Source organism: Serratia sp. PL7, assembly GCF_945957435.1.
In genome coordinates this window covers 155,202-181,169 of the sequence record NZ_CAMFLB010000002.1, presented here as the reverse complement: position 1 = coordinate 181,169, position 25,968 = coordinate 155,202, and the positions used below count along the sequence as shown (strand labels likewise).

The 25,968-nt window shown below is 53.7% G+C and carries 30 protein-coding genes; 13 read left to right on the top strand and 17 right to left on the bottom strand.

Features of this window, described 5'->3' with window-relative positions; all coding sequences use genetic code 11:
* Positions 1–70 precede the first annotated feature (70 nt).
* Together eptA and N6G83_RS15260 are read right to left on the bottom strand one after the other, a co-directional pair.
* A complete protein-coding gene (gene eptA, locus N6G83_RS15265; protein ID WP_211136773.1) occupies positions 71–1,705 on the bottom strand; it encodes a phosphoethanolamine transferase EptA in 1,635 nt (544 codons plus the stop codon).
* 111 nt (positions 1,706–1,816) lie between these two features.
* Positions 1,817–2,458, bottom strand: a complete 642-nt coding sequence (locus N6G83_RS15260; RefSeq protein WP_024529905.1) for an NAD(P)-dependent oxidoreductase — start codon at positions 2,456–2,458, stop codon at positions 1,817–1,819.
* A 138-nt stretch (positions 2,459–2,596) separates the two neighbouring features.
* Between N6G83_RS15260 and N6G83_RS15255 the strand changes: the two genes are divergently transcribed.
* From N6G83_RS15255 to sodC, 4 genes are all read left to right on the top strand, one after another.
* Positions 2,597–3,526, top strand: a complete 930-nt coding sequence (locus tag N6G83_RS15255) for a LysR substrate-binding domain-containing protein (protein ID WP_199062316.1) — start codon at positions 2,597–2,599, stop codon at positions 3,524–3,526.
* A 21-nt stretch (positions 3,527–3,547) separates the two neighbouring features.
* Positions 3,548–3,787 (top strand): DUF1289 domain-containing protein, encoded by a 240-nt coding sequence (locus N6G83_RS15250; protein WP_021804547.1) that lies wholly within the window; start codon positions 3,548–3,550, stop codon positions 3,785–3,787.
* A gap of 108 nt (positions 3,788–3,895) precedes the next feature.
* Complete coding sequence (locus tag N6G83_RS15245; RefSeq protein WP_024529907.1) at positions 3,896–4,792, top strand: aldo/keto reductase family oxidoreductase; 897 nt, start codon at positions 3,896–3,898, stop codon at positions 4,790–4,792.
* A 515-nt stretch (positions 4,793–5,307) separates the two neighbouring features.
* Positions 5,308–5,832 (top strand): superoxide dismutase family protein, encoded by a 525-nt coding sequence (gene sodC, locus N6G83_RS15240; protein WP_024529909.1) that lies wholly within the window; start codon positions 5,308–5,310, stop codon positions 5,830–5,832.
* 14 nt (positions 5,833–5,846) lie between these two features.
* Here the strand turns inward: sodC and N6G83_RS15235 are convergent, their stop codons facing one another.
* From N6G83_RS15235 to N6G83_RS15225, 3 genes are read right to left on the bottom strand one after another with little or no spacing between them, the layout of a single operon-like run.
* On the bottom strand, positions 5,847–7,874 hold the full coding sequence (locus N6G83_RS15235) for an FUSC family protein (RefSeq protein WP_211136261.1): 2,028 nt from the start codon (positions 7,872–7,874) through the stop codon (positions 5,847–5,849).
* 3 nt (positions 7,875–7,877) lie between these two features.
* Positions 7,878–8,741, bottom strand: a complete 864-nt coding sequence (locus N6G83_RS15230) for an HlyD family secretion protein (RefSeq protein WP_211136262.1) — start codon at positions 8,739–8,741, stop codon at positions 7,878–7,880.
* Between the two features lie 3 nt (positions 8,742–8,744).
* A complete protein-coding gene (locus tag N6G83_RS15225; RefSeq protein WP_024486868.1) occupies positions 8,745–8,981 on the bottom strand; it encodes a DUF1656 domain-containing protein in 237 nt (78 codons plus the stop codon).
* 179 nt (positions 8,982–9,160) lie between these two features.
* Here N6G83_RS15225 and slyA point away from each other — a divergent pair, with 179 nt between their 5' ends.
* Positions 9,161–9,595: a transcriptional regulator SlyA gene (slyA, locus tag N6G83_RS15220; protein ID WP_021178082.1), complete on the top strand. Its 435-nt coding sequence runs from the start codon at positions 9,161–9,163 to the stop codon at positions 9,593–9,595.
* Positions 9,596–9,685: 90 nt separating this feature from the next.
* Here the strand turns inward: slyA and N6G83_RS15215 are convergent, their stop codons facing one another.
* A complete protein-coding gene (locus N6G83_RS15215) occupies positions 9,686–10,150 on the bottom strand; it encodes a glycine zipper 2TM domain-containing protein (protein ID WP_021178081.1) in 465 nt (154 codons plus the stop codon).
* A 366-nt stretch (positions 10,151–10,516) separates the two neighbouring features.
* On the opposite strand from N6G83_RS15215, the gene anmK reads away from it, so the two are divergent.
* The 4 genes from anmK (at position 10,517) to tyrS (ending at position 14,303) form a co-directional block, all read left to right on the top strand.
* Complete coding sequence (gene anmK, locus N6G83_RS15210; RefSeq protein WP_024529912.1) at positions 10,517–11,638, top strand: anhydro-N-acetylmuramic acid kinase; 1,122 nt, start codon at positions 10,517–10,519, stop codon at positions 11,636–11,638.
* 44 nt (positions 11,639–11,682) lie between these two features.
* On the top strand, positions 11,683–12,000 hold the full coding sequence (locus N6G83_RS15205; RefSeq protein ID WP_024529913.1) for an MliC family protein: 318 nt from the start codon (positions 11,683–11,685) through the stop codon (positions 11,998–12,000).
* Between the two features lie 233 nt (positions 12,001–12,233).
* Positions 12,234–12,887 (top strand): pyridoxamine 5'-phosphate oxidase, encoded by a 654-nt coding sequence (gene pdxH / locus N6G83_RS15200; RefSeq protein WP_024529914.1) that lies wholly within the window; start codon positions 12,234–12,236, stop codon positions 12,885–12,887.
* A gap of 141 nt (positions 12,888–13,028) precedes the next feature.
* Entirely contained in the window at positions 13,029–14,303 is a 1,275-nt protein-coding gene (tyrS, locus tag N6G83_RS15195) for a tyrosine--tRNA ligase (protein WP_211136263.1), read from the top strand.
* Positions 14,304–14,357: 54 nt separating this feature from the next.
* Here tyrS and gstA read toward each other — a convergent pair whose 3' ends face one another.
* The 5 genes from gstA to N6G83_RS15170 form a co-directional block, all read right to left on the bottom strand.
* Positions 14,358–14,960: a glutathione transferase GstA gene (gene gstA / locus N6G83_RS15190; protein WP_021178076.1), complete on the bottom strand. Its 603-nt coding sequence runs from the start codon at positions 14,958–14,960 to the stop codon at positions 14,358–14,360.
* Positions 14,961–15,057: 97 nt separating this feature from the next.
* Entirely contained in the window at positions 15,058–15,939 is an 882-nt protein-coding gene (gene dapA / locus N6G83_RS15185) for a 4-hydroxy-tetrahydrodipicolinate synthase (RefSeq protein ID WP_074031403.1), read from the bottom strand.
* Between the two features lie 357 nt (positions 15,940–16,296).
* A complete protein-coding gene (locus N6G83_RS15180) occupies positions 16,297–16,560 on the bottom strand; it encodes a DUF3811 domain-containing protein (protein WP_024486509.1) in 264 nt (87 codons plus the stop codon).
* Between the two features lie 83 nt (positions 16,561–16,643).
* A complete protein-coding gene (locus N6G83_RS15175; RefSeq protein ID WP_074031404.1) occupies positions 16,644–17,309 on the bottom strand; it encodes an HD domain-containing protein in 666 nt (221 codons plus the stop codon).
* 38 nt (positions 17,310–17,347) lie between these two features.
* Positions 17,348–17,617 (bottom strand): hypothetical protein, encoded by a 270-nt coding sequence (locus N6G83_RS15170; RefSeq protein ID WP_024529918.1) that lies wholly within the window; start codon positions 17,615–17,617, stop codon positions 17,348–17,350.
* Positions 17,618–17,804: 187 nt separating this feature from the next.
* Between N6G83_RS15170 and N6G83_RS15165 the strand changes: the two genes are divergently transcribed.
* Together N6G83_RS15165 and N6G83_RS15160 are read left to right on the top strand one after the other, a co-directional pair.
* Positions 17,805–18,116, top strand: coding sequence for a hypothetical protein (locus N6G83_RS15165; protein WP_071683635.1), 312 nt, complete (start codon positions 17,805–17,807; stop codon positions 18,114–18,116).
* A 30-nt stretch (positions 18,117–18,146) separates the two neighbouring features.
* Positions 18,147–18,527, top strand: a complete 381-nt coding sequence (locus N6G83_RS15160) for a nuclear transport factor 2 family protein (protein WP_024529920.1) — start codon at positions 18,147–18,149, stop codon at positions 18,525–18,527.
* A gap of 10 nt (positions 18,528–18,537) precedes the next feature.
* On the opposite strand, the gene N6G83_RS15155 is transcribed toward N6G83_RS15160, so the two are convergent.
* A complete protein-coding gene (locus N6G83_RS15155) occupies positions 18,538–18,915 on the bottom strand; it encodes a RidA family protein (RefSeq protein ID WP_024529921.1) in 378 nt (125 codons plus the stop codon).
* A gap of 126 nt (positions 18,916–19,041) precedes the next feature.
* Here N6G83_RS15155 and N6G83_RS15150 point away from each other — a divergent pair, with 126 nt between their 5' ends.
* Positions 19,042–19,896 carry an aminoglycoside phosphotransferase family protein gene (locus N6G83_RS15150; protein WP_024529922.1) on the top strand — a complete coding sequence of 285 codons (855 nt, stop codon included), beginning with the start codon at positions 19,042–19,044 and terminating at the stop codon, positions 19,894–19,896.
* A gap of 6 nt (positions 19,897–19,902) precedes the next feature.
* On the opposite strand, the gene N6G83_RS15145 is transcribed toward N6G83_RS15150, so the two are convergent.
* Complete coding sequence (locus tag N6G83_RS15145; protein WP_024529923.1) at positions 19,903–21,087, bottom strand: benzoate/H(+) symporter BenE family transporter; 1,185 nt, start codon at positions 21,085–21,087, stop codon at positions 19,903–19,905.
* A 110-nt stretch (positions 21,088–21,197) separates the two neighbouring features.
* Here N6G83_RS15145 and N6G83_RS15140 point away from each other — a divergent pair, with 110 nt between their 5' ends.
* On the top strand, positions 21,198–21,761 hold the full coding sequence (locus tag N6G83_RS15140) for a helix-turn-helix domain-containing protein (RefSeq protein WP_211136264.1): 564 nt from the start codon (positions 21,198–21,200) through the stop codon (positions 21,759–21,761).
* Between the two features lie 133 nt (positions 21,762–21,894).
* Here the strand turns inward: N6G83_RS15140 and dtpA are convergent, their stop codons facing one another.
* From dtpA to rsxG, 4 genes are all read right to left on the bottom strand, one after another.
* Entirely contained in the window at positions 21,895–23,403 is a 1,509-nt protein-coding gene (dtpA, locus tag N6G83_RS15135; protein WP_024486618.1) for a dipeptide/tripeptide permease DtpA, read from the bottom strand.
* Between the two features lie 594 nt (positions 23,404–23,997).
* Positions 23,998–24,639 carry an endonuclease III gene (gene nth, locus N6G83_RS15130; RefSeq protein ID WP_211136265.1) on the bottom strand — a complete coding sequence of 214 codons (642 nt, stop codon included), beginning with the start codon at positions 24,637–24,639 and terminating at the stop codon, positions 23,998–24,000.
* A complete protein-coding gene (locus N6G83_RS15125; RefSeq protein WP_211136266.1) occupies positions 24,636–25,337 on the bottom strand; it encodes an electron transport complex subunit E in 702 nt (233 codons plus the stop codon). Before N6G83_RS15125 ends, nth begins: the two co-directional genes overlap by 4 nt.
* Positions 25,334–25,963 carry an electron transport complex subunit RsxG gene (rsxG, locus tag N6G83_RS15120; protein ID WP_065686131.1) on the bottom strand — a complete coding sequence of 210 codons (630 nt, stop codon included), beginning with the start codon at positions 25,961–25,963 and terminating at the stop codon, positions 25,334–25,336. Before rsxG ends, N6G83_RS15125 begins: the two co-directional genes overlap by 4 nt.
* Positions 25,964–25,968: the final 5 nt, after the last annotated feature.

The window sequence follows — 25,968 nt, the reverse complement described above, 5'->3', positions numbered from 1 at the left end:
CCCGAAAAGCGCTCGTCTAGCTGCATGCGGTGTCCGTTTATAACTATTGTGCCAGAGGGAGCGGCTAAGGTTAAGCCTTGCGACAGCGCTGCAGAATATCCAGGTCAGGCTGATACTGCCGTGTCTGCACGTTTACCATCCCCAACAGGGTGTGGAACAGATTATCCTGTGAAACTTTTTCGGTATCCGCCAGAGATTGCAGACATTGACGGTTGATGCCGAAATTGCGTTCATAATCGGCCGACATCCACATCAGGAAAGGCACCTGGGTCTGCTGAGAAGGCGCGAACATATAAGGCGTACCGTGCAGGTACATGCCATTCTCCCCGAGCGATTCACCGTGATCGGAAAGATAGACCATTGCCGTATTGAATTTGCTGCTGTATTGCTGCAACAGCTTGATGGTGCTGTCCAGCATGGCGTCGGTGTACAGTAGCGAATTGTCGTAGGTATTCACCAGTTGCTCGTGGGTACAGTCCTGGATTTGGTTGCTGTCACAGGTCGGTGAGAACTGACGTAATTCTGGTGTACTGCGGCGATAGTAGGCCGGGCCGTGGCTCCCCATCTGATGCAGTACGATCACACCGTCCCCTTTCAGGCCGTTGATATAATCGTCCAGTTTGTGCAGCAGCACGTTATCCATGCAGACATCGCCATCGCAATACTGTGAAAGCTTCAGCCTGGTCATGTCGATATGTGGGATGCGATCGCAGGCCCCCTTACAACCGCCGTCATTTTCGCGCCACAGCAGGTTGACTCCGGCATGTGCCATCACGTCCAGCATGCCTTCCTGATGAGCGGCCAAGGTGGCATCGTAATCGCTGCGTCGCATGTTCGAGAACATGCAGGGCACGGAGATAGCCGTTTCGGTACCGCAGGAACTGGCATTTTTGAAATAAACCACATCGTCCTGCTTCAAGCGTGGATTGGTCTCGCGTGAGTAACCACCTAGCGAAAAATTCTCTGCCCGCGCGGTTTCGCCGACCACCAGGATCACCAGGGTTTTTTTGGCCTGGCTGTTGATCACCGGGCCTAAATGGGCATCTTCACCAATCTTGACCAACGGCAGATTTTGGTGGAAATAGCGGTGTTGAGCGTACTTGATGGTGCCAGCCACAAAATTGCTTGGGGTGAGCATTTTCACCACGCTTTTATTGTTGCGGATCAGCGAGGCGTAATCTTTGTAGAATAACGCCGCAACCAACAGGATCACCACCACGGAAAGCATCACGTTGGCCGCGCGCAGGCCAATCATGTACCACCAAGGGCGGGTTTTATTGATGCGCACCAAGCACACGAAAACGGCAGGCAAGATGCCCAGCAATAGCAGCCATAACCCCATACGAGGGGTGAGCAACGCCGTTGCTTCCTGCGCGTTGGTCTCGAAGGCGTTCTGCATCATATTGCCGTCAATCACCACACCATAGCTGAACATAAAATAGTTGGCCGCCGCGCTGCCGAGCAGCAACAGAATAACCAGGGGTTTACGCAGGAACGGAATGGTTAATACGCTGAAGATAATATTCAGGGCACAGAAAATAACCACCGGCATAGTCGCCGCAAAAATGACGCTATGTACGCTATCAAAATTGATATATGACCAGGCCTGGTGAATAAATAGCAGGTTCTGGAAAACTGTGAAAAATAGGGCGCAAGCCAGGATAAAACCCAAGCTGTTGCATTGTAATGATTGACGTAAGCGCATTGCCAAATCTGGATCCTGCTATTAGGTAATGCGCTGAAATTTACCAGAGGAAACTTAAGATAACCTTAGACGTAGTGAGCGGCTGCAACGATTACAGCCGCTGGCGGATAATTAATAGGCCGCGGTAAACTGTGCCTTGATGAACTGCGGTTTTTCAACCTCATCGATAATGGCAACCGCGAGGTCTTCTACCGAAATATTGGCCGGAGCTTCACCCTTCATCAGCAATTGCGTCGTGCCCAAACGGAACTGGCCGGTACGCTTGCCGGGTTCCAGCAACGCGGCAGGGGAAAGGTAGGTCCAATCCAGCTGGGTTTCTTTTTTCAACGCATTACGTAAATCCCGTACCGCTTGGGCCCCTGGACGAATATTTTCCGGGAACTGCGGGGTATCAACCAGCTCAACTCCCGGAGCCACTTCCAGGCTACCGGCACCGCCAACGTACAGCAGGCGTTTAACCGCGGATTGTTTTACCGCTGCCAGGATTTGTTGGGCACCTTTAGCGGTTTTCTCATACAGATCCGCCTCAGCCCAACCAGGGTTGTAGGCGCTGATCACGACATCATGTCCAGCTAACTGTTGTGCCAACCACGGGCCATCGGCCACGTCACCCAGGGCGACGGTGAGATTGGCATTATCCGGCAGATCTTTTTTCTGACGGGCGATGGCGGTTACTTGCAGGCCGCGGGCCAAAGCTTCATCCACTACGCGACGGCCAACAAAACCGGTTGCTCCAATAATGGCGACTTTCATGAGGTCTCTCCTGTGAAATGTTTTTTAGCGGGTTGCCGTACCACTCAGTGGCGGCGCAGTAGAAATACTATAAGCCTTAACAATGCGGCTGATTAGTGCCATATTTATGCTTTCTTGATTAAGTAAAACTTCATAATCATGGATAAACTGAATCGAATGGCGGTATTCGCCACCGTGGTGGCCGAGGGGTCTTTTGTTGCGGCGGCCCGTCGACTAGAGATGACGCCCTCTGCGGTCAGCCAGCATATGAGGTCGTTAGAAAAGTCGTTGGGCGTGGCGTTATTGCATCGCTCCACTCGCCGCCTGGCACTAACCGATGCGGGGGAAGCCTTCTACCCAGGTTGCGAAGCCATGTTGCAGGAAGCACAGCGCGCGGAGCAGCGGCTGGCGGAGCTGCGGGATACGCTGGTGGGCGAACTACGCATTGCCACCACCGTCGGGATCGGTAGCGGCCCCTTGGCGGAGGCCTTGGCTCCCTTGCTGCTGGCACACCCAAAGCTGACGCTGCGTATTCTGGCCGATGACCAGGTGGTGGATATGATCGAGCAGCGGGTAGATATCTCGCTGCGCGTAAATCTGCAACTGGCAGATACCAACCTGATTGCTCACCCGCTGACCGCCTGGCCCATGGTGCTCTGTGCCGCGCCGCGCTATCTTAGCCAGCATGGTGTACCAGAAACGCCTCAGGAGCTGGTGCAGCACCGCTGGATCACCGGCAGTGGTCACGGGTTACATCTCGATTTGCATCACCATACGGGCGAAACATTCAAACTACGCCTGGCGGCGGGGCAGGTTGTCAGCGGTAGCATGAACGTGATCCGGGCCTTTACCCGCAATGGCTTGGGGATTTCCGGCCAACCACTGTATGAAATTGGTGATGAACTGCGCCGGGGGGAATTAATCGCCCTGTTACCGCAGTGGCGGCCAGCGCCATATCGGCTGCATGCGTTGACTCTGGAGCGGGTTCTGCCGGAGAAAACGCGCCAGGCGCTGCACTATTTGCGAGAATATTTTCGCCGTCATGGGGAAAAGCCACTTGCCAATGGCCCCGATGACGTCTTCAATTAGCATGACAACGCAGGAGGACGTGTGGCGCAGCAACTCGAGTTCTTTGACATCCCAAGCCCGTGCCGTGGTATTTGCCAGGCCGATGAGCGCGGCTATTGTCGTGGTTGCCTGCGCAGCCGCGAGGAGCGCTTTGGCTGGATGCAAATGAACGATGTCCAGAAAAAGGACGTTCTGCGCCTGTGTCGCCAGCGTTACCTGCGCTCACTGCGTACCGGCAAGCAGCCAGAAGAGATCCCGCCAGAGCAGCCCTCGCTGTTTTAACTTTATTGCTCATTTTTTCGATCCGCCGCACGTTAAGGCCACTTTTGCGTTTCCTACGGCTTGGGCGCTTGTGTATGCTGGCGTTAACTATTGTCATGAGGTTTAACAATGCTGAATCGTATTAAGCTGGCACCACTTGGGCCCGAGTTCTCACGCATGATTTGCGGCTACTGGCGTTTGATGGAGTGGGGCATGTCACCGCAGCAGTTGCTGACGTTTATCAAGCAACACGTTGAGTTGGGGGTGACCACGGCGGACCACGCGGATATTTATGGTGGTTATGCCTGCGAGCAGGCTTTTGGCGAGGCTATCAAGCTACAGCCTTCGGTGCGTCAGGGGATGGAACTGGTGTCGAAGTGCGGCATCGCCACCACCGCCAAGCCGGGTAACCCAATTGGGCATTACATCACCGATCGCGAGCATATTGTGCACAGCGCAGAGCAGTCATTATCGCACCTGCATACGGACTACCTGGATTTATTGTTGATCCATCGTCCCGATCCGTTGATGGAAGCCGACGAGGTAGCAGAGGCCTTTGTGGCGCTGCATAAAAGCGGTAAGGTGCGCCATTTCGGCGTTTCGAACTTTACGCCAGCACAGTTTTCCTTATTGCAATCACGTCTGCCGTTCTCTCTGGTGACCAACCAGATCGAAATTTCCCCGATCTATCAGCCAGCGATCCTCGACGGCACCTTGGACCAATGCCAGCAACTGCGTATCAAACCGATGGCCTGGTCTTGTCTGGGGGGCGGGCGGCTATTCAGCGACGCTGAGTTCCAGCCGCTACGTGATGAACTGCAAACGGTGGCACAAGAAATTGGTGCCGAAACCATTGAGCAGGTGGTGTATGCCTGGGTAATGCGTCTGCCTTCGGCACCGCTGCCAATCATCGGCTCCGGCAAGATCGAGCGCGTACGTTCGGCCCTGAAGGCGCAAGAGCTGACCTTGAGCCGCCAGCAGTGGTTCCGCATTCGTAAAGCGGCACTGGGTTACGACGTACCATAAGTTGAGTTGGTAAGGCTGGTATTGTGCCAGCCTTTGCCGCTACTTCATCTGCATAACGCCGAAGGTTTCGTTTTTATACGCTAAGGCGACAACTTGCATCCCTTGGCTTGGCTGCCATGAGGAATCTGGCAACCGTTTGTTAAAAAATGCATTCAGTATTAAAGGGTGGGTGAAGACGAACACTTTGCCCTGGCTAAATTCATATTTTTGACCGATAGCGGACAAGAACTTATCCAAACGATAGGCGGCGATTTCGCCATTTTCGCCTTCATCTGGAGCAATAAAGCGGATCAGGTTATTGGCCGAGAACAGGTTCCTCGCCCCAACTCGCTGCTATAAGCCGCGATAAATCGGGTGGATTGTAGTGTGCGGTGTAATTGCTGTAACGGGAGGAAGGTCACAAAATATTATAACCAGCTCACTGGTGGTTCTGATTAATGGCTAATTGCAACTGTGACAAAATCAATTCGGTATATACTCCCTAAGGACTATAACTATCGCATGGAGATTGAGTGATGAAACGTTATTGGTGTGCGGCATTGGGGTTGATGGCCTGCGGCGTTGCCCAGGCGGCAACGGTTGATGTCGAAATGAATCTGGTGACCGGCCAGGGAATTGGTCAGGACATTGGTAAAATCACAATTAGCGAAACGCCTTACGGCCTGTTGTTCACCCCGCAGTTGAAAGCTTTGCCTGCTGGTGTGCACGGTTTTCACGTTCATGAGAAAGGCAGCTGTGAGCCGGGTATAAAAGAAGGCAAGGCGGTTGCCGCATTGGCTGCGGGTGGCCACTTTGATCCTGCAAAAACCGGCAAGCATCTCGGGCCTTATGATGCCAACGGGCATTTAGGCGATTTGCCAGCAATCTATGTCACGGCGGACGGTATGGCTGACACTCAGGTCCTGGCTCCGCGCTTGAAGAAAATCAGCGAAATCGAAGGCAAGGCGCTGATGGTACACGCCGGGGGGGATAACCACTCCGATCAACCCAAACCTCTGGGTGGTGGTGGCGATCGCTTCGCCTGTGGCGTAATCAAATAAATCAGCCGCCCGCGTCAGCCTGGCGTGGGCGCTGTTACCGCTTCCGGTGGAATGATCGCCTGCTGTAACTGCTGCAGTGAGCAGTACAGTCGCCAAATCAAGCCCGCCAAATCACGTGCTGCCTGTTCTGGATGCTGGGCAAGCGCGTTACTCATACGCTGCAATTCCTGCAAGGTGGCGTCCAACGACGCATGCTGCACCCCTTTCTCAGTCATGACTCCCTTCAAACAATGAATACAGACGTCGCGCACGGCGGCCAGCGGGTCTGAACGGGTTTGCCAATCACGCAGTTGCCAAACCACGTGGCTGCAGTTCAGTAGTACTACTCCCCAGCGCAATAGCCAAGTGCGAGCCTCCTGATCCCGGCTTTGATTCAGTTGACTGATGCGGTGATAAATACGCGACTCAAACTGACTTTCGCTTTGCTGCGGTTTCTTACTCAATTGATCGATAAAATCACGGCGTAACGCGCGGATAATCCTTCGGCTTTTGAGTTTGTCCGAACTGGGCCGTAGGATTTGGAACGCCAATCCGGCCAACAGCACGCCGGCAATCTTGGCGAGACTGTCATTGATATAGCCCTGATAATCGTAGCTCGGTGGGTTGGTCACGGCGAGAAACGATCCCATAAACACGATCAACTGACCCCATAGTGGGGCGTAGGGTGGATTTTGCAGTTTCAACATCTGCATCGTGACCAGGGTCGGGAACAGGAAGGCGCAGAACACCCAGAAATCGTCAATCTGGATCATCAGGCCAAACTTCATCACAAAGCAGAAGGCAAACAGCAGGGAAACAGCCTTCAGTAAGGTGGTGATGGATTTGATCGGCGAAGGCGTAGAGGAATAGAGCACGCAACTGATGGCGATCAGCGTCAGCGCAGAGCTACCGGAGTCCCACTGGGTAGTGATCCAATAAGCGCAACCGATCAGGATGCATAAGAAAGTGCGTAGCCCGTTGTAAGCGGCCTCAACACTGTCGGTATGGCGCGCTAGTGAGGTAACTCGCGGTGGTTCGATATCGCTGACCTGGGTAGCGCTTTCCAGCCGTTGCAGCCAACGGGAACAGCGCAGATAGAGCCAGCAAAAGTGGCGCAGGCGCAGGAAGAAGGCCCGATGGCGATAATCGGCCGGATCCTGAGAGGCGATGGCGACCAGAATATGAGCCAGCCGGTATTTATCCGTGGTGGGGTCGCGTAATTCATTCAACAATTGCTCCAACACTGCCGCCAGATTTTCCGGGCAATCTGGCCAGTTTAACAACATGCGGCGCAGGCTGGAGATGACGCTGGTGATGCGCAATTGCTGATGCAGCATGTAGTTGAGGATATTGTTTTGTCGGCGCAGCCGGTAATGGCTCCAGAAGGCCTGAATTCGCAGCAGGTTCATGGTCAGGATCTGGCCGATAACGCCCTCGTGGGAGGTACGCATTCGCAGGCTGATTTCCGGTTGCCACAGCATGGCGGCGTGTTCCAGCAGGCGTAAGTGCATGCGGCGTAGCGATACCAGCAAAGTCTCACCATCCGAAGTGCTTGGCAGGATCATCATCATCAGGCCACCGCACAGGATACCGGTGATCACCTCACATACGCGTGCCTGGGTGATATCAAAAATTTGCAGGGTGTCGGTAATATTAACCGTGCCAAACACGATGATCGCGGCGGTATAGCCCGCCAGGGCAAAGGCGTAGGAGACATTGTTCTGGTAGTGGTTGGAAATGTAGGTGCATAGCCCCAACCAACTGGCAATCGACAAGGTGAACAACCAGGGATCGTTCAGGCAACCGGCAATCAGCAGTGAAGCCATGGCACCAAGCAGGCTGCCAAAAATGCGGCCAATGCTCTTGCTGATCACGCCGCCAACCGTCGGAAAACTGACGACGGCGGCGGAGGTCAGTGCCCAATAGGGCTCGTCCAGCTGTAAAACGAAGGCGACCCACAACGCCAGGCACATAGCCAGGGTGTTGCGTAGCGCATAGCGCCATTGCCCTGCGGTGGCTTTACCCCAGGGCGAGCGCTTCCATTCAAGAAAGGGCAGGTTCACACATTAATCCTGCTGATGAATTGAAATGGTGCAGGTGGTACCGGCTACCAGAGTCAGGTCGGCTGGAATATCGATCAGCTTGATGCGTACCGGCACCCGTTGTGCCAGGCGTACCCAAGGCACGTTGGGTTTCACATCCATCAGCAAATCACTGCTGCTGTCGGCGCTTTGGTCGTAAATGGCCCGGCCAATGCTTTCGACCACCCCTTGCAGCCGAATATTGCCGTTATACAACACGATATCCGCCTTGCGTCCCTTTCTGATATGTCTGAGCTTGGTCTCTTCGAAATAACCGAGCACATAGAACGAATGGGTGTCTACCAGCGCCACCAACGGCGTTCCTGCGGTGGCGTAGTTGCCGACGCGGGCCTGTAAGTTGGTGATGTAACCGTCGGTAGGGGCATAGATCCGCGTTTTGCTGAGGTTCCATTTGGCCTGTTCCAGATTGGCCTGCGCCGCCTTATACGAGGCTTTCATGGAGGCGGCGGCCAGGTTGGACTCATCCAGATCTTCCGAGGAGATGACGTTACGGGGCAGGCTGCGGCGGCGGGCTGCTTCATGATCGGCCTTGGCCATATCTGCCTGCGCTTTGGCCAGCGCCGCCTCGGCATTGTCCAACGCAATTTGGTAAGGCACGGGATCAATGCTGAAAATCAGGCTTCCCGCAGTAACGAACTGATTATCATGAACTAGTATCTTCTCTAATCTGCCAGAGACTTCCGGGGTAATATTGACGAGTTCAGCTCGAACCTTACCGTCGCGTGTCCAAGGGGATTGCATGTAGTAATTCCATAACCACCAGCCAGCACAGATCGCGATGGCGAAAACAATAACCGTCGAAAAATACTTTAATGTCTTATGCTTCATGAGTTACCAACTCGCTAGGAGCCACAGGGAACCGCTGACGGTAATGACGAAGATGGACAGATCCATCAGCATTGGGTGCCAAATATCACCGGAGTACATCCAGTCGCGTAGCAAGTGATGCACCAGCAACCAGAAGACTAAACCCAGTAAGAAAGCTTTAAATAGAGGTGGGAAATAAAGCGATGCACCTAGCACCAGATCGGGCAGTGGTGACGCAGTATGGAGCCAAGTCGTATTCACGTTAGCAATCCCGATGAGTGAATATGAAGGATGTTTGCATAGAGGATAACCAATTACCGATAAAAATGTGTCTATTTTTGCGATTTGGATTATATACATTTGTGTTTTTAATGTTAATTAACCAAAATGGGCTACACTTTGGGGAGTAATGTTAGCATGCTAACTATAAGGAGGGGGAAGTGGAATCAACGTTAGGTTCAGATTTAGCACGATTAGTTCGTGTTTGGCGTGCGCTGATCGATCATCGGCTAAAGCCGTTGGAGCTTACACAAACGCATTGGGTGACATTGCACAATATCAACCGATTACCGCCTGAACAGTCGCAAATCCAATTGGCAAAAGCGATCGGTATTGAGCAACCTTCATTGGTCCGTACCTTGGATCAACTGGAAGAAAAAGGGTTGATCACCCGTCACACCTGCGCTAACGATCGACGTGCCAAGCGCATCAAATTGACCGAGGCGGCAGAGCCGATTATTCGTGAGGTGGATAGTGTGATCACGTCAACCAGAGGCGAAATTCTCAGCGGTATCTCGGCAGAAGAAGTAAGACTTTTAGTTGGTCTGATTAGCAAGCTGGAACAGAACATCATCGAACTGCAAGAAAAACAATAAATCCAGCGACTTTTTTTATTATGCTTAGTCACAGCAACAAACAGAAACCGGAGGCCCAGGGGCCTCCGGTTTTGCATTCAGGCAAGGACGTTACAGTGGAGAAACGGTAACTGTACTGCCATTTTGCGCCATACGAACGCGCTGGCCTGGGCTGAATTTAGTCGACCCGGCTTTCTGTACCACCACGATATTTTCTTTATTATCGGTTTTGATTTCCAGCTCCCAGGCGTTGCTACGGCTAGCTGCGCTACCGACGCTGTCGCCTACCACACCACCGGCTACGGCGCCCGCTGCGGTTGCCAGGCTACGGCCAGTGCCGCCACCAATGGTATTCCCCAGGAATCCACCCAGGACTGCGCCGCCGATGGTGCCAAGCATGCTTGAGCCTTCACCGCCCTGAATTTGCACCGGGCGTACGGACACCAAGGTCCCAAAGGTCACGGTTTGTACCTGTTTGGCCTGAGAGGCGGAATAGACATCACCGGACGCGGTTTGGTTTGCACAGCCCGCCAGTGTGACTGAGGCGAGAGCGACAACAAGAAGACGCTTGATCATATAAAGCTCCTGCAGTTGGTAATCCAGATCTGGGAGATAGGCCCAAACCAAGTTCTATAAATATTACAGCAATTATGGTTGAATCGGTTTGAAATCATCCATGAGCTGCCTCTGTAATACAGCTTAGCTTTCCTCTGTTCAACCAATAATAAACGGTGGTTTAGCTTTATGACAGAACTGAAAACAAATAATCGGCGCTTTAACCCCGCGGATTGTTGAATATATAACCAATTCTCGGCATAAAATAAACAACTTCGCTCACAGGCCGTAAAAAAGACATCATAATTCATGGCGTTAATCGCACAATTCTGGTCTATTTAAAGGGTGAAAACGGTTGCAACCTGGAAAGGGTAAAGGATAGTGCTGATGAAGTCAGGCCGCTATATTGGTGTTATGTCTGGCACCAGTCTGGATGGGATCGACGTGGTGCTTGCCGCGATCGATGAACGTATGGTGGCGCAACAGGCAAGCTATAGCCACCCAATGCCGATCCAACTGAAAAAAGATATTCTGGGGATGTGCCAGGGGCAGCAGACCACGCTTTCTGCCGTAGGACGGTTGGATGCGCAGTTGGGCACGCTGTTCGGTGAAGCGGTGCAGGGGCTGTTAAAGCAGACCGGTATTCCGGCCCATGAAATCACCGCCATTGGCTGTCATGGCCAAACGGTATGGCATGAGCCGGAGGGCGAGACACGTTTTTCGATGCAGCTTGGGGACAATAACCGGGTGGCGGCATTGACCAATATCACTACCGTGGGGGATTTTCGCCGCCGTGATATGGCCTATGGTGGCCAAGGGGCGCCTTTGGTTCCCGCGTTTCATCAGGCTTTGTTGGCTCACCCGACCGAGCGCCGTATGGTGCTGAATATTGGTGGCATCGCCAACCTGTCACTGTTACTGCCCGGCGCACCGGTGCGCGGTTTTGATACCGGGCCGGGGAATATGCTGCTGGATGCGTGGGTATGGCGCCATCGCTCGAAACCTTTCGATAAAGATGGCCTTTGGGCGATGGAAGGGCGCGTTTGCTTACCGCTATTGCAGCAGATGTTGGCCGACCCTTATTTCGCCTTACCGGCACCGAAAAGTACCGGCCGAGAATATTTCAATATCAGTTGGCTGGAAAAACAGCTGGCGACGTTGCCGGGGTTAACGCCGGTGGATGTGATGAGCACGCTGGTGGAACTGACCGCCACCACCATTAGCGAGCAGGTGATGCTGGCTGGGGGCTGTGAGCGGCTGCTGGTCTGCGGTGGTGGTGCCCGTAATCCACTGTTGATGGCGAGAATGTCCGCCTTGCTGCCGGGTACCGAGGTGGCAACCACCGATCACTTTGGCGTCAGTGGAGATGACATGGAGGCGTTGGCTTTTGCCTGGCTAGCATTCCGGACCCTTTCCGGTCTGCCGGGAAATCTGCCTTCAGTTACCGGTGCCAGTTGTGAAACGCTGCTAGGTGGGATTTATCCGGTTTTGCCGTTGGGCCGCCGCTAGCTCTGTTAGGATAAGGAAAGGGTACATATCTTAAGGAGCACCTGATGAAAAAAATAGCGATGGTTGCCGGAGTTCTCGTGTTGGCGGGTTGCAGCTACGTGGTCCCACAAAAAAGCGAAACGTTGCACTATCAATGTGGAACGACGCCGCTTACCGTGGAACTCAATGGTGAAGAGAGCACGGTCAGCTTCCTGATGGACGGCGAACAACTGAAGCTGAAACAGGTGCTGGCGGCGTCCGGTGCCAAATACAGCGACGGTAAATACACCTTCTGGTCGAAAGGGCCAAACGCCTTTGTCGAGCGCAATGATAAAGTGATCATGAGCGACTGCGTGCTGGCTCAAGACGCTAACCACGCTTAATACCGCGCCATTGAAGCCTGAGGCAGGTGGGAGTTGTGCAGGTTAACCGACCGTCGAGCGCAGAGATGCGCGATACGAACCCCCCATGTATGGGTTGACGGCGTGTCGGTGTTCTGCACGACTCTCACTTGTTGCACGATCGGGGCGCAGCAATTTGCTAGCAGAATGATTGAGATCCTGCTGCTACAGGCGCAGAATATGACAACGAATTTACCGCTTGGTTGCTAATCCAGATGACTGATAATAATGAGTTTGATGTGGCGGATCTGCGCCGTGAATATACCCGTGGCGGGCTACGCCGTAACGATCTGACCGCCAACCCCCTGGATTTGTTCGAACGCTGGCTCAAACAGGCTTGTGAGGCGCGTCTGGCCGATCCTACCGCCATGTGTGTCGCTACCGTGGACGAGCAGGGGCAGCCTTTCCAACGCATCGTGCTGCTAAAGCACTTCGATGATCAGGGCCTGGTGTTTTATACCAACCTGGGCAGCCGCAAAGCGCAACAGCTGGCGCAAAACCCGCATATCAGCCTGCTGTTCCCGTGGCATATGCTGGATCGCCAGGTGATCTTCCTCGGCCAGGCCGAGCGGCTATCGACGCTGGAAGTGATGAAGTATTTCAACAGTCGGCCCAAAGACAGCCAGATCGGCGCTTGGGTGTCGCAGCAGTCAACGCGCATCTCTGCTCGTGGCATCCTGGAAAGCAAATTCCTCGAACTGAAGCAAAAATTCCAGCAAGGCGAGGTGCCATTGCCCAGTTTTTGGGGTGGTTTCCGCGTGAAATTTGACTCCGTTGAGTTCTGGCAAGGGGGCGCACACCGGTTGCACGACCGTTTCCTGTATCAACGCGAGGGAAATGACTGGAAAATTGACCGACTGGCACCTTGATAGACGGAAAATCCCCCTTAAGCGCTGGCACTGATGCCGCTGGCGCTTTATTCTATGCGCTACCCCGAATTTTGTGATTTTCGCCAATGGGCGAAGGCCGTGTACCGGCAAAGGTGCATTCGTTTATACATGGAGAAATTGATGGCTAGCATCAACCTGATTCGACAACTGCAAGAGCGGGGCCTGGTGGCTCAAGTGACGGACGAGGAAGCGTTAGCAGAGCGACTGGCGCAAGGGCCAATTGCACTGTATTGCGGCTTCGATCCGACCGCTGACAGCTTGCATTTGGGCCATCTGGTGCCTCTGCTGTGCCTGAAGCGTTTCCAACTGGCCGGCCATACGCCGGTAGCGTTGGTAGGTGGCGCGACCGGTATGATCGGCGACCCAAGCTTTAAAGCCGCCGAACGCAAACTCAACACCACGGAAACGGTCAACGAATGGGTCGAGAAAATCCGCAAGCAGGTTTCTCCGTTCCTCGATTTCGACTGTGGCAGCAATAGCGCCATTGCGGCCAACAACTACGATTGGTTTGGCGGCATGAACGTGCTGACCTTCCTGCGTGACATCGGTAAACACTTCTCGGTTAACCAGATGATCAATAAGGAAGCGGTCAAGCAGCGCCTGAACCGTGATGATTCCGGGATCTCCTTCACCGAGTTTTCCTACAACCTGCTGCAAGGGTTCGACTTCTCCGAGCTGTATAACCGCCATCAGGTGGAGTTGCAGATCGGTGGCTCCGACCAGTGGGGCAACATCACCTCGGGTATCGACCTGACTCGCCGCATGCACCAGAAACAGGTGTTCGGCCTGACGGTGCCGTTGATCACCAAGTCAGACGGTACCAAGTTTGGTAAAACCGAAGGTGGCGCGGTATGGCTGGCTCCGGAAAAAACCAGCCCGTACAAATTCTACCAGTTCTGGATCAACACCGCGGATGCGGACGTTTATCGCTTCCTGAAATTCTTCACCTTCCTGAGCATTGAAGAGATTAATGCGCTGGAAGAAGAAGACAAGAACAGCGGTAAAGCGCCGCGCGCTCAGTATGTGCTGGCAGAAGAAGTGACCGGTATGGTGCATGGTGCTGAGGGTTTGGCCGCGGCGAAACGTATCACCCAGAGCCTGTTCTCTGGCGCACTGCACGAAATGACCGAGGCGGACTTTGCGCAGTTGGCTCAGGATGGCATGCCAACCATCAAGCTGGAGAACGATGCAGATCTGCAACAGGCGCTGGTAAATGCAGAACTGGTCCCTTCTCGCGGGCAGGCTCGCACCATGATCGGTTCCAATGCGGTGACCATCAACGGTGAGAAGCAATCCAACCCGGAATATCTGTTTACCGACAGCGATCGCCTGTTTGGCCGTTACACGCTGCTGCGTCGCGGCAAAAAGCATTACTGCCTGGTTGACTGGAAATAATCTGTTTTGATACTGACAAGGGGCCCAATGTGGCCCCTTTCTTTTATTCAGGCTTTAAAGACCTTCGGCACTCAACGTCGCTGCCACCGCTGGGCGAGCCGCTACGCGATCGAAATAAGCCGTCAGGTGTGCGTGCTTAGTGAGATCAAACTGTAACGCCTTCGCCCAACGCAACACGGTGAACAGATACGCATCCGCCACGCTGAAACGCTGTCCCAACAGGTAATGCTGTTTTTCCAGCACCGAGTCCAGGTAGCTGAACTGGCTAGCCAGCTTATCGCGGGCAATCGCTTTGTATTCGTCCGGCGTCTTCGGGTTAAACAGCGGGCTGAAGCCTTTGTGCAACTCGGTGGCCACATAGTTCAGCCATTCGATCGCATGATAGCGAGAAAGCGTGCCAGCGGCCGGGATCAGGTTACGATCCGGTACGCGATCTGCCAGGTATTGCACAATCGCCACGCCTTCGGTCAGCAGGCTGCCATCGTCAAGTACCAACGCCGGGACTTGCCCCTTTGGGTTGATCGCCAGATAGTCGGCACCACTTTCGGTTTTCTTGTGTGCTAAATCGACTTTCTCTGCGGTGAAATCCAGCCCGGCCTCACGTAATACGATGTGAGGGGACAGGGAACAGGCGCCAGCTTTATAGAACAATTTCATCGAAAACTCCTTGATGGTGATGAAGGACAGGCAGGTTTAACTTCCCATCCTAGTCCTAGGCCGGAAAAATTACAGCGGTTTTGCCAACAATATTTTATTACTCTGCCAGAGTGAGTGGTTGCAACTGCGCCAGTAAATCGGCGATCTGCTGCTGCAATGCCTGTGGCGCGGTTTGCATTGGGGAGCGAAGCTCGTTTTTTATCAGTCCCAACTGAGATAGCGCCGCTTTAACCGGGCCCGGGTTCGGGTAGCTGAACATCTGTTGGATCATTGGCAGCAGGGTATAGAAATTGCTGCGTGCGGCAGCCAGATCGCCTTGCGCGACTTGTTCCACCAGAGCAACAAAGCGTTCCGGGTGCAGGTGTGCCGCAGCGGAAATTGCGCCACTGCCACCCAGGCACAGCGTGGTCAGGATCAGATTGTCTTCGCCGGTCAGCACGTCGATCTCGCCGTCATGGATCAGCGCCATGGTGGCCTCGGGGCAGCCGCCACAATCTTTGATCGCCTTGATTTGCGGGTGGCGGGCGAGTTGCCTCAGCGTTGCCAACTCAAAAGTTGCTCCGGTGCGATAAGGCACGTTATATAAAATCACTGGCACGCGAGAGGCATCGGCAAGGCGGGTAAAATACTCCACCAGGCCCGTCTGCGAAGGGCGAATATAATATGGGGCGGGGATCAGCACACCGGCGATATCGCGCTGGTTGATGGCCTGCTGCATCTGCAAGGTGCTAGCCATGTTATTCCCGGAAAGGCCCATGACCACCTGGTGGGCTGGCACCACCTCGAGCACGGCATCCAGCACCGCCAGCTGTTCTTCTTTGCTCAGGGCCGCGGCTTCGCCGGTCGAACCGCAGACCACCACGCCAGCGACGCCTTTGGCGATCAGATACTGAGCCAGCTTTTTGACTGCTGGGAAATCAACGTCGTCATGATTGAATGGGGTAACCAGTGCTACCCAAATACCGGAAAATGAAGCCATGTAAAACTCCTGCTGCGTGACCGACTAGGAGTCAGATGAAAAAACCAGAAAGGAGTATCGCGTTGCACACCATCCAGTCAGCTCATCTGACGGGACAGCGCGCCCCGGTCAAATGAGCGGCTGTTTCTTCGAAGTAAGCGCCAAAGCTTCACCCACGGTCAACGCGGTTTGCTGCGGTGTGGCCTGTTGGATGAAAGGGGACATGGCGATCTCATAACCTGTGAATGTCACCCGATAGTGGACAGGCCACGGTCAGCTGTCAATGGATAACCAGATGATAATAGGGATATTAATAATAGTTGGGTGCAGATGAGTTTGGCTTATCAAACAGAGACCCCGCTAAAGCGGGGTCTGTGATCAACGATGTGGGCGCGTGCTGATGGAGGCAGTCCAACTGAAGGTGGCACCTGTTGGCTGTGCCCGGTTGGCTTTGCGTTCTGCGCGGGTCGCTTTGGCAATCTTTTCACGTGCGGCCATAATGCGATCGATGGCTTCGTCTTTAATTCTATTATGTTCGGAGTTGGTCAACTGGCGCTCGAGGTTTTTGCTTGCTCTGTCCAGATCGGTCTTTACTTCACGTTGTTCGCTTTCTGTCATCTCTTTCAGCGTTAGTCTCTTCATTTTGGCAACCTGTGTTGTGAAGTTGACTTTCAGTGTACAGCATTTATGGCAAAGATATTGCTCTGTAGTTATCAATGTGCTGATCAAACTTCTTCCAGCAGCTCGCTGAGAAAGCGGCGCATGCGTTCGGTGCGTAATGCCGCCATCCTTCGGCCTGCCGCAGTCTGAAACCCTTCCTGTAGTTTGAACAGCTTGGTTTCGAAGTGATCCAGAGTGAATCGCTTGTCATCATACTGGCGCTGTTGCGCCAGCGGGTCGGCGGCATCATAGAGGGCGCTACGCATGCGGCCACCGATGTAGAAGCAGCGGGCAACGCCGATCATGCCAATCGCATCCAGCCTGTCGGCATCCTGCAGGATTTTGGCCTCCAGCGTTTGTGGGGGAATAGCGGCGGAAAAACTGTGTGCCTCGATCGCGTGCGCAGCCTTGTTGATATCCACATTAGACCAACCAAGGGTTGCCAGCGCGATGCTGGCTTTTTCTGCCGCCATGCGGGAGGCCAGATGACGCTGAGGGGAGTTTTTCTCTACCGCAACGCAGTCATGCAGCAATACGGCGGCACACAGAATTTGCTGGTCTCCTCCTTCATCCTGACTGATTTGGCAAATATTTTTCCAAACGCGGTGCAGGTGGGCCACATCATGCGAACCATCATCCCCCTCTAGCGTCAGCGGCAGTAACGCTTGGGCTAATGCCTGAAATGGGGAGAAGGGGTGTAACAGCTCTGGGGAGACGGTTGAAGAATGCACAAATCGATCCTTATCAATAGGCTGGAAGTGAAGAGAGATTACTCGTTGCGAGAGTTGCCGTATTTGTTGTCGTACTCGCGCCGATAGCCGCGCGCCTTATTGCGATCGCGGATCCATAGATAGCCGCAAACCAGTGCCACCAGGGTGGAAAATGAAACATTACGCATATCCCGGTCATAATAAAACACCAACACTGCATCCAGTGCCGCCACCAAAGCAATCCACTTATACATGTGCGACTGCCGCCGCGTTTCGGCGTTAAGGCGTTTCAACTGTCTGGCTTCATGCAAAACCGGCTTTTGCTGCATAGTCACTCATCATCAATCAGTCCAGTTGCTAAATTAGCAGATTATTCCCGACAGCGTCATAGCGGATAAGGGCTGTTATGTCACTTTCTGCATCGGTTTAAAAATCATGCGCTGACGGATTGAAATCGGCCAAAAACATGATAGGTTATTTATTCACTATTTCCGGTTTTATATTCAGTGAGTGGCGATGATTGTCAGAACCTGGCACGGCTGCGTGCCGCTACAACATCGGCAAGGATTTGCCGATCATTTGCATGTCACAGGCGTCAAGCATGCTAAAGAGATTGCGGGCAACCGTGGGGCTTTTGTCAGGCAAGAGGTGCAGGGAGACTATGCACATTTCTTTCTGGCAACCTATTGGACCTCACTGGAGGCCATCAAGTGTTTCGCCGGTGAAGCCTATCAGGTAGCGGTAACTTATCCGGATGATGAAGCCTTCGCGCTGATCTCCGATCCTTACGTGTTTCACCATCAGGTGGATGAAATCGTCGAGCTTTAACCTCGATTCAACGTTATGCAGGGGATTATGATGAACAGCAAAACAGTACGCCCAGAAGAGATCGTGCAACAGCAGCTTGATGCCTACAATGCCCGTGATATCGACGCTTTTATGGCCTGCTGGGCCGACGATGCGCTGTATTATCAGCATCCGGATACGTTGCTTGCCCGTGGTAAAGGAGAAATTCGTGAGCGTCATATTGCCCGCTTCCAAGAGCCTAGCCTTTACGGTGAGCGTATCAAACGTATGGTGGTAGAGAATTTGGTGATCGACCAAGAGGTGGTCACGCGCAATTTTCCACAGGGACGCGGGAAGATGGACGTCATTGCCATCTATGAGATTGAGCAGGGTAAGATCGCCAAGGCCTGGTTTAAGATTGGGCCTTGTGAACTGGATGAGGGCGCATTATAGCGCCCCTGATTTACAGTGCCAAAATGGCTTCGATCTCGACGTTGAGATCTGGCGAAAACAGGGCGCTGACGGCAACCAGAGAACTGGCAGGAAGCGCACCGTCCAGATAGTCGAACAGAACGTCACGGATGGCCGCCAGGTCGGTTATATCGGTCAGAAAAACGGTGATCTTGATCAGTGATTTAAGATTGGTGCCCTCGCTGGCAGCAACGGCCGCAAGCTGTTCCAGTATGGCGCGAGCCTGGTCTTGTACCGTTTGCCCTTGGGCTTCGGTGGCAAAGGCGGTCAGGCCAGAGACGTACAGCGTATCGGCGTGGCGTACCGCGTGCACATAGGGCCCACCCGGCTTAGGTAATTTTGTATAGTTGGTACGTTTGAGTAATGACATGATGACCCCAGGAGATGACCAAGAGCACGCACTCATTAGCGCGTGCAGCCGAAATTTTTGCAGGATGCTGCCTGGTAATACTATCATCTCAGGCAGTCATTTCCGCAATAAGGGTGCATAAGGGTGATCAACCAGGCATTTATTCCTTATCTGCAACGTTGGCAACTTGAGCCAGACGGTCCAGCGTTTGAAACCCACAGCAGCCTGTTGATGCCGGTACGCTATCAAATGATGCCCGCAATGCTGAAAATTGCCCGCGAACAGGAAGAAAAATTTGGCGGGTTGCTGATGTGCTGGTGGCGTGGGGAAGGTGCTGCGCGGGTGTTGGCCTGGCATGATGACGGCATTTTACTGGAAAGGGCCATGGGGCCGTCGTCATTGTCACAGCTGGTACGCAACGGTGAAGACCAACGGGCAACCGCTATTCTGTGTCAGGTCATTGCCCGATTGCATGCGCCACGAGATGAACCTTACCCCGAATTGATCCCCTTGCATCAGTGGTTTAATGCCTTATGGCCTGCAGCGCAGGCCCATGGAGGAATGCTGCGCTTGAGTGCCACCGCGGCAGCAGAGCTGCTGACCAGCCCACGGGATCAGGGAGTGTTACATGGAGATATTCACCATGACAACGTGCTGGATTTTGCCGAACGCGGCTGGTTAGTGATCGATCCCAAGCGTCTGTATGGCGAGCGTGGATTTGATTACGCCAATATCTTCTGCAATCCCAATTACGGTGTCGCCACCGACCCCGATATCTTCCATCGTCGTGTTGAACAGGTTTGCTCGCTGGCTGGATTGGAACGTTGTCGCCTGCTGCAGTGGATCCTCGCCTGGGCGGGACTTTCCGCAGCCTGGTTTTTGGAGGATGGTGAGCAAGCGGATATCGATTTCCGCGTGGCAGAACTGGCAGCGCGTGCCCTGGGTATCGCGCTGCCGCAGGGCGATAACGGATTTATCCTGCCAACCGTCGAGAGCCAATAGCGAGATTCAAGGCATTTTGCGCCGTGGTAATGAGAAAATAGCGTAAGCCAGCACGCCGCCAATCAACCCCCAGAACGCAGCCCCCACGTTTAACAACGTCAGCCCGGAAGCGGTGATCAGAAAGGTGATCACCGCAGCATCCCGCTGTTTATCATCCTGGAGTGCGCGTTGCAAACTACCGGCAATGGTGCCTAATAACGCCAGCCCTGCGATGGTATGGATCAAGGTTACCGGCAGCGCGCTGAACAGCATGCCGATGGTACCACCGAACACCCCCGCTAACAGATAAAAGCCACCGGCGGCCACGGCAGCCATATAACGGCGCTTGGGATCGGGATGAACGTCCGGCCCCATGCAAATGGCGGCGGTGATGGCCGCAATACACACCGTGAAGCCGCCGAAGGGCGCCAGCACCAGAGCCGTCAGGGCGGTCCAACTGATTAATGGTGAAGTGGGGACGTCATACCCGCCAGCCTTGAGAGTGGCGATGCCAGGCGCGTTCTGCGAGGCCATCGTCACGACAAAGAAAGGAATACCTATGCCCAGCAATGTCGACAGCGTGAAGTGCGGAGCGATAAATTCCGGCTTGGCGAAGGACAGCGTTTGTTGGGTGAAATGGATGTTACCCTGTAACGCTGCGATGATCAGCCCAGCAAGCAACGTTAGAACGATCCCGTAACGCGGCAGATAGCGGCGGGTGAACAGATACACCAGGCACATACCGGCGCTGAGTGAAAAATTGATCTGCAAGGAAGCAAAGGCATCCAACCCGAAGCGGAGCAATATTCCGGCCAGCATCGCTGCCGATATGGCCTGCGGGATATGGTTCATCAACCTGGCAAACAGGCCGGTGACACCACACAGCAGGATCAGCCCGCTGGCAAAAATAAATACCCCGATGGCCTCATTGAGCGGGGTTCCAGGCAAACTGGTGACCAGCAACGCGGCACCGGGCGTCGACCAGGCGGTGAGGATTGGCGTACGGTAATAGAGCGAGAGCCCCAACGAAGTGATACCCATACCTAGACCAAGCATGCTCAGCCAGCCGCCAATTTGTATCGGGCTGGCACCCGCAGCTGCAGCGGCCTGAAAGATAATCGCTGCAGAACTGGTGTAGCCTACCAGCACGGCGACAAAACCGGCAACGATGGCAGAAAAGGAGATATCACGTAATGAGAGTGCTAGACGCATAACCGCTCCCGAGTAGTGTGCGTTATAACGGTCGAATTGACGGAGCATAGCATCGTGCGTTATAGCGCACAAGAGGCTATAATCACCGCAGGTTTTTCAGGAGAATAGTTATGCAGGATCTTGCCAGCCATTTGGCGCAAACGCTGAAGTCATTACGTACGCAACGCGGTTGGAGCCTTAATCAGGCTGCCGAAAATACGGGCGTCAGCAAGGCGATGCTGGGGCAGATCGAACGGGGTGAATCCAGCCCAACGGTGGCGACCTTATGGAAAATTGCTACCGGGTTTAACGTGGCTTTCTCTGCCTTTCTGGAAACGGCGCCGCTGCAGCCGGCGGCTATGCTGCATCGACATGGTGAGTTGCCCATCTTCCATCAAGACAATGCCGATCTGCGTGTGGTGCCGCTTTTCCCATTCGACCGCCAACTGGGTTTTGATATGTTTGTGATCGACTTGGCTCCTGGCGCGCTCAGTGAATCCTCGGCTCATGAGCCGGGCGTGATTGAACATGTCATTGTCATCAGTGGCCAACTTGAACTGGCGATTAACGGCGAGTGGCATAGCCTTGCCAGCGGCGAAGCCATGCGTTTCCGGGCGGATTGCCCACATGCGTATCATAATGCCAGCGCGGAGCCGGTACGTATTCACGACTTGATCCATTACCCACGGGTTTAAACCGGATTTAATCGCAGCAGTGAATTTTGACGTGCTAAGTCGAAAACGTGTCAACGCTACTCAGGACGGGTCACATCATAAAAAAACGCCGAAGCTAGGCTCCGGCGTTTTTGAGATCAGGTTACAGCAGAGATTACAGTGCAGCAGCTTTCGCTTTTGCTGCCGTATCTTCTGCGGTATCCAGCGTCATGCGGTACAGCTTCGGTGCGGTCAGCATCATCAGTACGGCGATCACCGCCGTAGCGATACCAATCTGCATAAACACGTGGCTATAGATAGCCAAAGAAGCATGCGCATCGTTGATGTCGCTTGGGACGGCGGTCAGACCCGCGACCTTACCGGCGATCAGCGCGGCGGCGGCGGTGGTCAGGAACCAGGAACCCATGATAAAGCCCATCAGGCGCTGTGGTACCAACTGGGCGACCATGGCCAAGCCCAGACCAGAGATCATCAACTCACCGATACTCTGCAGCGCATAGCTCAAGATTAGCCAGTTAACGGACACGATGCCCTGGTCGTTGGCGAAGCTTGCGCCCCACGGCAGCACCAGGAACGCCCCGGAACACAGGATCATGCCGAAGGCAAACTTGTGCGGCATTGGCAGACGATCGCCCATCTTGTTATACAGCGCTGCGAGAATAGGGCTGGCCATCATGATCCAGAACGGGTTCAGTGCCTGATACTGCTCTGGCTCAAAAGCGATCCCTAGAATATTGTGCTCAACGTTGTGGATAGCAAAGAAGTTCAGTGAGGTTGGCATTTGGCTGTACAACACGAAGAACACTACTGCTTCGAGCATCAGCAGGAAGGCCACGATCATTTTACGACGTGCGGCGCCGTGTAAGGCGAAGGTTTCCTTGGCGAACACGATGACGATACCCACAGAGATGATAGCCAGTGCCCAGCGCGCGATAATCTGGTTGTGCAGCAACCAGCTGGAAATGGCGATCAACGCCACTACACCAACGATCACCATCAGCAGTTTTTTGACCTGCAGGGGCTTAAAGTCAGGTTTTGAACCGTATTGCTTAACCCAGCCGTGGCACATCATAAAGTTGACCAGGGTGATCAGCATCCCCACCACGCTCAGTGAGAAGGCGACGCTCCAGCCATATTTGGCCGCTAGCCATGGGGTTGCCAGCATGGAGAAGAATGAGCCGATGTTGACGGACATATAGTACATGGTAAATGCACCGTCCAAACGCGGATCGTCTTTCTCATAGCAGGTAGACAGCAGGGAAGAAGGGTTGGCTTTAAACAGACCGCTACCCACGGCGATGGTGGCCATCCCCAGGTAAACCCAGAAGATATCATGACCAGAATAGGCCACCATGGCGTAACCGGCGGCCAGCACGATGGCCCCCAAGACGATCACCCGCTTGGAGCCAAGAACTTTATCACCCAACCAGCCGCCAATGGCCACGAAACCGTACACCAGCGCGCTGAATGAGGAGAACAGCGTAATCGAGTCGGCTTCACTCAGGCCAAGCATCTTGACCAGATAGACCGCCATGATGCCTTGCAGACCGTAGTAGCCGAAACGTTCCCAGAGTTCAATCGAGAAGATCAGGTAGAAGGCCTTAGGTTGCTTAAACGCGTTAAGGCTAATGTTTTCCGAAGAATTGTTGTTTGCAGTTGACACTGGTACCTCTGGTTTTTTCACTACCCGTATTGTCAGGACGGGAAATAGCAGAATGTGATGCAGGGCCGCACACTTCTGCATTGTTATAGGATGAATGCCGGCGGTTAATGTTCACTATCTTTGTCAACGTGGCAAGCTTTTTGACATGTTCTGTTACATATAACATAGACAACGCTATGCAACTATGTTGCAAATGTTATGCAGTATTAACGTTTGCGATTATTAAATTTGCCGAGTTTTTGTTTTGATTAAAAGCTATCCTGAATTAATTTAGTTATATCTTCTGCTATTTAATCCATATCCAGTCCATACCAATGCACATGATTGATTAGGCCTTGGTTTGTTGTGCATAAATTGGGTTATGCAAAATATCTGAAAATGAACGGATCGGTAGTGAGGTTTGTAAATGAGATGTGATCGTCAAGACGTGAGGTTAACCACAATTTTTGACTAATTTTGCGGTTGAAAATATCTGAAACAGCGAGTTTGTAGGGTAATCCCGGGTTCCACCAAGGTTAATGCTGCTTGAAGTCACATTTTTGATAAAAAACCGGAGGGAAGAGTCGCGGACACGGATCGCCGTGCCCGGCAGGCTCAGTTTAGCGGATAGACCTTCTCTTTAAACTCGCACAGGTCTTCGATAATGCATGAACCACAGCGCGGTTTACGGGCGATACAGGTATAGCGACCATGCAGGATAAACCAGTGATGGCAGTCGACTTTAAACTCGGCGGGAACCACTTTCAGCAGCTTTTCCTCTACCTGCTCCACGTTTTTCCCTGGGGCGAAGTGGGTGCGGTTACAGACGCGGAAGATATGGGTATCAACAGCAATGGTTGGCCAAGCGAAGGCCGTGTTCAACACCACATTGGCCGTTTTGCGCCCCACGCCGGGCAGGGCTTCGAGTGCCGCGCGATCTTCCGGTACTTCACCGTCATGCTTTTCCAGCAGGATACGGCAGGTTTTAATCACGTTCTCGGCTTTGCTGTTAAACAGGCCGATGGTTTTGATGTACTCTTTGACGCCGTCTACCCCTAACGCCAGCATGGCCGCTGGCGTGTTGGCAACCGGATAGAGCTTGGCCGTGGCCTTGTTAACGCTAACGTCGGTTGCCTGAGCGGAGAGCAGCACGGAAATCAACAGCTCAAAAGGGGTGGTATACACCAGCTCGGTGGTCGGATGCGGGTCGTTATCCCGCAAGCGGGTCAGGATCTCCAGGCGTTTCTCTTTATTCATAGCGCTTTCTCTACGTGTCCCTGTTCCATGTTAGGTTCAACTGTCAAAGCCTTGGCTTTACGCGCCTTCATTTTTTCGTCAATCAGATATTTGGTTGCCAGCATCAACCCCAGACCGATAAAGGCACCCGGTGGCAGCATGGCCAGCAGGAAAGGGGTGTCGAAATGGACAATCTCAATGCGCAGCACCTTGGCCCAACTGCCCAGCAGCAGGTCAGCGCCATCAAATAGCGTACCGTTACCAATCAGCTCGCGTAGTGAGCCCAGCACAAACATGGCGCTGGTGGCACCAAGGCCGATGGCCATACCGTCGATCAAGGCCAGTCCTACCGGTTTTCGCGCCGCTACTGCTTCAGCCCGGCCCACCACGATGCAGTTGGTGACGATCAGCGGGATAAATATCCCCAACGATTGATACAGGCCAAAAGCGTAGGCGTTGATCAGCATTTGCACGATACTCACTGCGGCAGCAATGATCATCACATAAATGGGAATGCGGACCTCGCTCGGGATCCAACGGCGCAGGGAGGAAATGGAACCGTTGGTAATGGTCAGCACCAGCGTGGTGGCTAGCCCAAGCCCCAAGGCGTTGGTGGCAGTTGACGTTACCGCCAGCAGCGGACACAGCCCCAATAATTGGACTAACGCAGAGTTGTTTTTCCACAACCCCTGTACGATTAACTCTTTGGCTTCACTCATTCGCTGGCTCCGCAGGCAGGCAAGGTATCCAGTTTAGGCGGCAGCGTCTCCATAAACAACGCTGTACGACGCACGGCGTTGACCACGGCTCGCGGGGTAATGGTGGCCCCAGTGAACTGATCAAACATCCCGCCGTCTTTCTTCACTGCCCAACGTTTGTCATCCGGGCCGTCGATCTTTTTACCGCTGAAGAAGGTGATCCAGTCGGTGATACGTAATTCGATTTTGTCGCCTAGCCCGGGCGTTTCGTGATGTTCTATCACGCGGGTTCCCAATACCGTGCCGTTAAAATCGGCCCCGACCAGCAGTTGGATCGCCCCAGAATAACCGTCTGGCGCGGTCGTTTCCAACGCGGCGGCCACCAGTTGACCATTCTTGCGGGCCAGATACAGAGGGTGCGGCGCGCCGTTGCCTAACGCCGGATCGCTGACCAGCAGGCATTCGCTCTGCATATCGTTGTCATAATGTTCCGGCGGGACGACCTGGTCCAGCAGCGCTTTTTGTTGCAACGCGGCCTGGTGGGCAATGGTCGTTTTGGTTAACTGGTACACCACGGCGGTCAGGCCTGTGGTGACCGCGGCAAACACGGCCAGTGTGGTGCCATGCTTTCTCATGGAATTAAGCATATTGA

Coding starts and splice junctions, on each gene's coding strand:
- N6G83_RS15215 (WP_021178081.1), bottom strand. CDS start 10,150: ATGATCAAGCGTCTTCTTGTTGTCGCTCTCGCCTCAGTCACACTGGCG.
- dapA (WP_074031403.1), bottom strand. CDS start 15,939: ATGGCTTCATTTTCCGGTATTTGGGTAGCACTGGTTACCCCATTCAAT.
- N6G83_RS15125 (WP_211136266.1), bottom strand. CDS start 25,337: ATGAGTGAAGCCAAAGAGTTAATCGTACAGGGGTTGTGGAAAAACAAC.
- N6G83_RS15205 (WP_024529913.1), top strand. CDS start 11,683: ATGAAAAAAATAGCGATGGTTGCCGGAGTTCTCGTGTTGGCGGGTTGC.
- pdxH (WP_024529914.1), top strand. CDS start 12,234: ATGACTGATAATAATGAGTTTGATGTGGCGGATCTGCGCCGTGAATAT.
- N6G83_RS15160 (WP_024529920.1), top strand. CDS start 18,147: ATGAACAGCAAAACAGTACGCCCAGAAGAGATCGTGCAACAGCAGCTT.
- rsxG (WP_065686131.1), bottom strand. CDS start 25,963: ATGCTTAATTCCATGAGAAAGCATGGCACCACACTGGCCGTGTTTGCC.
- N6G83_RS15165 (WP_071683635.1), top strand. CDS start 17,805: ATGATTGTCAGAACCTGGCACGGCTGCGTGCCGCTACAACATCGGCAA.
- tyrS (WP_211136263.1), top strand. CDS start 13,029: ATGGCTAGCATCAACCTGATTCGACAACTGCAAGAGCGGGGCCTGGTG.
- N6G83_RS15155 (WP_024529921.1), bottom strand. CDS start 18,915: ATGTCATTACTCAAACGTACCAACTATACAAAATTACCTAAGCCGGGT.
- N6G83_RS15180 (WP_024486509.1), bottom strand. CDS start 16,560: ATGAAGAGACTAACGCTGAAAGAGATGACAGAAAGCGAACAACGTGAA.
- N6G83_RS15140 (WP_211136264.1), top strand. CDS start 21,198: ATGCAGGATCTTGCCAGCCATTTGGCGCAAACGCTGAAGTCATTACGT.
- N6G83_RS15145 (WP_024529923.1), bottom strand. CDS start 21,087: ATGCGTCTAGCACTCTCATTACGTGATATCTCCTTTTCTGCCATCGTT.
- N6G83_RS15230 (WP_211136262.1), bottom strand. CDS start 8,741: ATGAAGCATAAGACATTAAAGTATTTTTCGACGGTTATTGTTTTCGCC.
- N6G83_RS15170 (WP_024529918.1), bottom strand. CDS start 17,617: ATGCAGCAAAAGCCGGTTTTGCATGAAGCCAGACAGTTGAAACGCCTT.
- N6G83_RS15255 (WP_199062316.1), top strand. CDS start 2,597: ATGGATAAACTGAATCGAATGGCGGTATTCGCCACCGTGGTGGCCGAG.
- gstA (WP_021178076.1), bottom strand. CDS start 14,960: ATGAAATTGTTCTATAAAGCTGGCGCCTGTTCCCTGTCCCCTCACATC.
- anmK (WP_024529912.1), top strand. CDS start 10,517: ATGAAGTCAGGCCGCTATATTGGTGTTATGTCTGGCACCAGTCTGGAT.
- N6G83_RS15260 (WP_024529905.1), bottom strand. CDS start 2,458: ATGAAAGTCGCCATTATTGGAGCAACCGGTTTTGTTGGCCGTCGCGTA.
- sodC (WP_024529909.1), top strand. CDS start 5,308: ATGAAACGTTATTGGTGTGCGGCATTGGGGTTGATGGCCTGCGGCGTT.
- eptA (WP_211136773.1), bottom strand. CDS start 1,705: ATGCGCTTACGTCAATCATTACAATGCAACAGCTTGGGTTTTATCCTG.
- nth (WP_211136265.1), bottom strand. CDS start 24,639: ATGAATAAAGAGAAACGCCTGGAGATCCTGACCCGCTTGCGGGATAAC.
- N6G83_RS15245 (WP_024529907.1), top strand. CDS start 3,896: ATGCTGAATCGTATTAAGCTGGCACCACTTGGGCCCGAGTTCTCACGC.